General features: G+C 58.5%; 6 protein-coding genes. 3 read left to right on the top strand and 3 right to left on the bottom strand.

Annotated elements, in window-relative coordinates; genetic code table 11:
- Window positions 1-252 precede the first annotated feature (252 nt).
- The 3 genes from EV657_RS21105 (at window position 253) to EV657_RS21095 (ending at window position 3,267) form a co-directional block, all read left to right on the top strand.
- On the top strand, window positions 253-1,518 hold the full coding sequence (locus EV657_RS21105) for a plasmid recombination protein (RefSeq protein WP_134079815.1): 1,266 nt from the start codon (window positions 253-255) through the stop codon (window positions 1,516-1,518).
- Between the two features lie 224 nt (window positions 1,519-1,742).
- Window positions 1,743-2,750, top strand: coding sequence for a plasmid replication initiator TrfA (trfA, locus tag EV657_RS21100; protein ID WP_134079814.1), 1,008 nt, complete (start codon window positions 1,743-1,745; stop codon window positions 2,748-2,750).
- A gap of 97 nt (window positions 2,751-2,847) precedes the next feature.
- The gene (locus EV657_RS21095; protein ID WP_134079812.1) at window positions 2,848-3,267 is read left to right on the top strand and encodes a helix-turn-helix domain-containing protein; all 420 of its coding nucleotides are present in this window, start codon (window positions 2,848-2,850) and stop codon (window positions 3,265-3,267) included.
- On the opposite strand, the gene EV657_RS21090 is transcribed toward EV657_RS21095, so the two are convergent.
- The 3 genes from EV657_RS21090 to EV657_RS21080 all read right to left on the bottom strand — a co-directional run bounded on the left by EV657_RS21090 (window position 3,257) and on the right by EV657_RS21080 (window position 4,658).
- The gene (locus EV657_RS21090) at window positions 3,257-3,952 is read right to left on the bottom strand and encodes a hypothetical protein (protein WP_134079810.1); all 696 of its coding nucleotides are present in this window, start codon (window positions 3,950-3,952) and stop codon (window positions 3,257-3,259) included. The two genes, EV657_RS21095 and EV657_RS21090, sit on opposite strands and share 11 nt — an antisense overlap.
- 240 nt (window positions 3,953-4,192) lie before the next feature.
- A complete protein-coding gene (brnA, locus tag EV657_RS21085) occupies window positions 4,193-4,408 on the bottom strand; it encodes a type II toxin-antitoxin system BrnA family antitoxin (RefSeq protein ID WP_036744234.1) in 216 nt (71 codons plus the stop codon).
- Window positions 4,395-4,658 (bottom strand): BrnT family toxin, encoded by a 264-nt coding sequence (locus tag EV657_RS21080; RefSeq protein WP_134079808.1) that lies wholly within the window; start codon window positions 4,656-4,658, stop codon window positions 4,395-4,397. The genes brnA and EV657_RS21080 overlap by 14 nt, the downstream gene beginning before the upstream one ends.
- Between the last annotated feature and the right edge of the window lie 146 nt (window positions 4,659-4,804).

The raw sequence follows: 4,804 nt of genomic DNA, 5'->3' as shown, positions 1-4,804 counted from the left end.
CACCGCCGCCATCCCGGCCCTCCGATATTCGGAGGTCTCCGGTCCGAGCTGGCTCCGCGCATCATTCCGACCGACCCCCAAATGGCAGGGGCGGAATGGTGCGCAGCCGCCCTCTGGGCGGCTTCCGGCGGGAGGTCCAGGAGGGCGCAGCGCCTCCGGCCCAACGGCAATTAGCGGAGCGGCTCGAAGAGAATTGCCTAGTGGGTTGTCATTTGAAATGACAATTCTGTCGCTCTCCGCTATCACCGTCCCATGTTCAAGGCAGCGATCCGCGTCAACAAGTTCACCAGCATCGCCCAGCTTCGCGGGGCATCCCTCCATGCGCAGCGTCACGACGAGACCGGCAAGGCGCGGGTCCGGGACGATGCGGAACCCGGCTTCGGTCTCGCCTGGTCGAAGGCCGAGAACGACCGTGACTATCTCGCCGCCTTCAAGGCCCACAAGTCCGAGCTGGGGGCCGGTGAACGGAAAGGCTCGCCGCTCTGCTTGCAGGCCATCTGCGTGGTGTCGCCGGAATGGGTGGAAAAGGCCGGCAACCTGCACGACCCCGACAACCCGCATAACCGCCAGCTCTTCGACCAGGCGAAGGCATGGGCCGAAAGCTGGGGCGGCGAGGGATCGGTGATCGCCACCCGCCTCGATCTCGACGAGAAGGGCGGGGCCGTGGTCGATGTTCTGGTCTCTCCCGTCCGGGAAAGCCGGGGAAAGCCGGTGATCTCGACCAACAAGGCACTGCGTGAGCTGAAGGAGGCCACGGGCGAGCGAAACGAATACTCCGCCTTGCAGACCTCCTGGGCCGATTGGTGCCGCGAAAATCTGGACGCCGAAATCGTCCGCGGCACCCGCAAGGAAATCACGCAGCGCCAGCACCTGTCGCCGGAAACCTATGGGGCGGTCATGGACAAGGCCCGTGAGAGCGTCAGAGCGCCCTCTGAGGGCCTGTGGGATGCCATCAGGGATGCAGACCTCTCAGAACGCCAGACAGAGGCCCTGAGCGGCCTCCTGGCGCTTAAAGGGGAGATTGCCCGCCACAGGGCCGAAGGAAGCTCCTACGAGCCTCCCAGGGGCGCTCTGACGCTGGATAGGGTCGGTGGAGATACCAGCACCGATCCCTGGCCCTTCATCGAGGCGATCAGATCCGGAGCAGAACGGATCTATGACACGGCCCATCGGTTCGGTGTGGGACTTCGGGAAAATATGGGGGATCGGTATGAGGCTGGGCGCGATCTCTTCCCCAGCCTGTCCGACCGGATGCACCTGGCGGCGGTGGTGGCCAAGTGCGGGGCATTCATGGCGAGGATGGAAGCTGCGGTAAAGAACATGCTGCGCACCGATGTTCCTCAGCTCGACGTGACAACCTGCTGGCCGCAGGAAGCACCGGCAGAGGTTGAACGCCATGAGACGAATCTTGGCCTGACAGCTCCCGCGGTTCGGGAAGAAACCGGACCAGAACGGGAAAGCGATGTTACCGACCGTGCAAGCCGGGAACGGGATCGAGGGTCCAGTCACGGTCTCTGACCCTAGTGTTAATAGTGTTACCTACGGAGTAGTGTTACGGGGCCAAAAATAACCCCTAACCTGTTGATAGTTAAGCATGAAACTATCCACAGGGTTCCGAAAGGGCCAAATTCTGGTTCCGAAAGGGCCAAATTCTGGTTCCGAAAGGGCCAAACGCCTTGCCCCGCCCAATCGGTTCCTGATAGGCCAAATTTGAAAGTTCCCGATAGGCCAAAGATTCACTCATGAGTTTGCTCCCCGATCGCCACCCAAACCTCGACTTCTTCGTCCTGGATATCGCGGACGCCGTGCCGAAGGATGATATGGCGACGATGGAACATCCGCTTTTCTCTCTGGCAACGAAACCGGACATGCGGCACCTCGAATATCGGAGCGGCGATAACGTCCTGAAGATCAGACCGTCTGGCCTTGGGCTGCCAACCATCTTCGACAAGGACATTCTGATTTTCGTTATCAGCCAGCTCATGCACCGGAAGAACCGGGGCGAAGCTATCGGGGAAACTGTGCGCTTCTCGGCCCGCGAGTTGTGCGTGGCGACCAACCGGCAGATCGGGGGCGATCACTACAAGCGCCTTGAGAACGCTTTTGCTCGTCTCCAAGGGACGCAGTTCGTAACCAACGTCCGGACAGGCGGGAAGATCGAGACACGGATTTTCTCGCTGATCGATGAAGGCGGCTTCGTCCGCACGGACGATGAGCGGTTCCGGCTGGATTACTGCGAGGTGAAGCTGTCGCGCTGGCTCATGCGGGCCATCGAGTCCGACCAGGTTGTGACCATCTCGAATGACTATTTCCGGCTGCGCCGCCCGCTGGAACGCCGCCTTTACGAGATTGCGCGGAAACACTGCGGCAGCAAGTCGAAGTGGCAAATCAGCCTGACGACGCTCCAGAACAAGACAGGCAGCAACGCTCCCATAAAACGGTTCCGGCATAACCTGCGCGAGATCATCAAGGCTGATGTGACGCCCTTCTATCGCTTCGAGCTGGACGACAACGACTTGGTGACTGCTCGACCTCGCCAACCCAAAGCCCAGGTTGACCCCTCCATCTCTCTGCCTGCCTGGGCCGAAGAAAAGGCCCGTGCCATGGCACGAAAGAAGGGCCGGGACTACTACGCCCTGCGTTCGGACTGGCTGGCATTCGCCAAGAGCGAAGCGGCCAAGGGCAACCCACCGAAGAACGCGGGCGCTGCCTTTGTCGCCTACTGCGGGAAGCAGGACAGCTTGCGTTAGCCCGGCCTCGCTCTGTCTCGATCAGGTTTCCTTGGCGTTGCACAACGCAACGCGATACCCTGTTGCGCAACAGGCAAAAGCAACGAGGCGCAACGGCATGAAATATTCACTCTCAGAGGCCGCAAAGGCCACCGGTAAGAACAAGACAACAATTCAGAGGGCAATCAAAAGCGGAAAGATATCAGCCAGTAAGGGCAATGGCGGCTCATACGAGATTGATCCATCAGAGTTGCACCGGGTTTTTCCGCCTACCGTTGCGCAACACATGCAAAGCAACGACACGCAACAGGCAAAATTTGCCCCCGAAAGCAGTCACATAGACCGTGTTGTTGATCTGGAAAAAGAATTGGCCGTCGCCCGTGAGAGAGCCAACGGTCTGGAAGCCCAGAAGGATCAGATGGCAGATACGATCAACGATCTACGGAAGCGCCTGGACAGCTCCGAAACCCGCGTGACGGCGCTTCTGGCCGACAACAGGCCAAAGCCCGGTCTCCTATACCGCTTGTTCAACCGATAGGACTCGCCGAACGCATCGTCATAGTGACGCTGTAAGCCACTTGTCCGGCCTGCCCCCTGATTTCCTCTAAAGCACTAGAGTTCATCGCCTCGGCTGTCAGATCCGCAATCCTTTCGGGGTCCACTTCGTTCAAACGCCCCAAGTCCTTAAGCTGACGGACGACAAACGCAGCCCCCATGCTGAACATTTCAACATGGGTTAGCTTAACCCCAAGAGCTTGGACAGTACCGTCAAATGCCCCCAAAGCAGCAGCGGAGAACTCTTCATCATCCACGTCGCGCTTCATCGCATTCAGAAAGCTGACATGCGCGATACCGGCAGCAACGTACAGATCCTCGCGCCTTTCTTCGTCCGATGCCTGCACACTTAGGTGGGCAAAATCGCGCTTTGTGCTACCGCTGTCTATCGCAAACCCTTTAGTCCTGGCTTCGTGTATCCAAGGAAGCTGCTTGCCTTGGGTCCACCTTTGCGCGCGGTCTTGAGCAAAGCGGATAGCCTGATTGTCAGCATCAGCATTCGAATGCTTTGTGAAGAGCTTAGCAACGATACCGTTTGCTTCATCTGGTGTTGCGCCACTGTCTAGGGCATTCAGAAAATGCACGGCCCGCACAAATCTCTTGGCTCTTTTCTGGTTGCTTCGCCAAAGCCAGAAACCCGCTGCGACGATGACGAGGACAATCCACATAGTTTGGACCTACGTTCTTTCTAAATTCGCTTCACTGACAATGGCCTGAGTTCTTCTCAACCCACTCTTTTGCTTCTTCTTCCGTGCGGAACGCGAGGTCCGAATTTCGATGCAATCGTTCTTCTCCCTCCACCGTGACAACGTCCCATATTTCATAGAAGACCGGCTGAGTTCAATCGGGGGCCGTTATGTTGGCAACCCTTTGAATTTTGAATTTTCGGCGATCCATGTCACCCCTCCCTACTGAAGCCTCTCAGCAATCCAGAGCTTGATTAGCGATTGCCGCGTCACGCCGAGGTGCCGAGCCTGCTTGTCCAGGCCCTCCACGACCCACGCCGGAAAATCCACGTTCACGCGCTTGGGCTGATCGTTCCGACGCCGCGCCTGAGACCAGTCGATTGCATCGCTCACGTCCTCACCGGCGTCGAATTTCTTGTCGAACTCAGTTGCCTTCATAGTAGCTGATCTCCTCCTTTCGGGCGCGGCGCACCGAAATGATCCGCACCGCATCACCTCGCGGCGTCCAGACGGCTGCCCAGTGCTTGCCCTCGATCTTCCCAATCGAGATGAACCGCGGTTCATCCTCGGTCTTGGCGGGCGCTTCGAGCATCCACGGGTCATCCCAAAGGGCCTGTGCCTGATCGAAGTCGATGCCATGCTTCGACAGATTCGAGGCACTTTTAGCGGGGTCATACTCAAAATCCATGCGTAAATATGGTATAGTAATTATCCATTTTCAAGCATGGGTCTACGTGATCACCGCCGCCATCCCGGCCCTCCGATATTCGGAGGTCTCCGGTCCGAGCTGGCTCCGCGCATCATTCCGACCGACCCCCAAATGGCAGGGGCGGA

This window comes from Rhodovulum visakhapatnamense (assembly GCF_004365965.1).
Classification (GTDB): Bacteria; Pseudomonadota; Alphaproteobacteria; order Rhodobacterales; family Rhodobacteraceae; genus Rhodovulum; species Rhodovulum visakhapatnamense.
Note: the sequence above shows the minus strand (reverse complement) of the source record. Positions and strands in the feature narration are given on the sequence as shown.

What these genes read in the sequence shown, in the direction of transcription:
- brnA (WP_036744234.1), bottom strand. Translation starts at nt 4,408, where the DNA reads ATGAAGGCAACTGAGTTCGACAAGAAATTCGACGCCGGTGAGGACGTG.
- EV657_RS21080 (WP_134079808.1), bottom strand. Translation starts at nt 4,658, where the DNA reads ATGGATTTTGAGTATGACCCCGCTAAAAGTGCCTCGAATCTGTCGAAG.
- trfA (WP_134079814.1), top strand. Translation starts at nt 1,743, where the DNA reads ATGAGTTTGCTCCCCGATCGCCACCCAAACCTCGACTTCTTCGTCCTG.
- EV657_RS21095 (WP_134079812.1), top strand. Translation starts at nt 2,848, where the DNA reads ATGAAATATTCACTCTCAGAGGCCGCAAAGGCCACCGGTAAGAACAAG.
- EV657_RS21090 (WP_134079810.1), bottom strand. Translation starts at nt 3,952, where the DNA reads ATGTGGATTGTCCTCGTCATCGTCGCAGCGGGTTTCTGGCTTTGGCGA.
- EV657_RS21105 (WP_134079815.1), top strand. Translation starts at nt 253, where the DNA reads ATGTTCAAGGCAGCGATCCGCGTCAACAAGTTCACCAGCATCGCCCAG.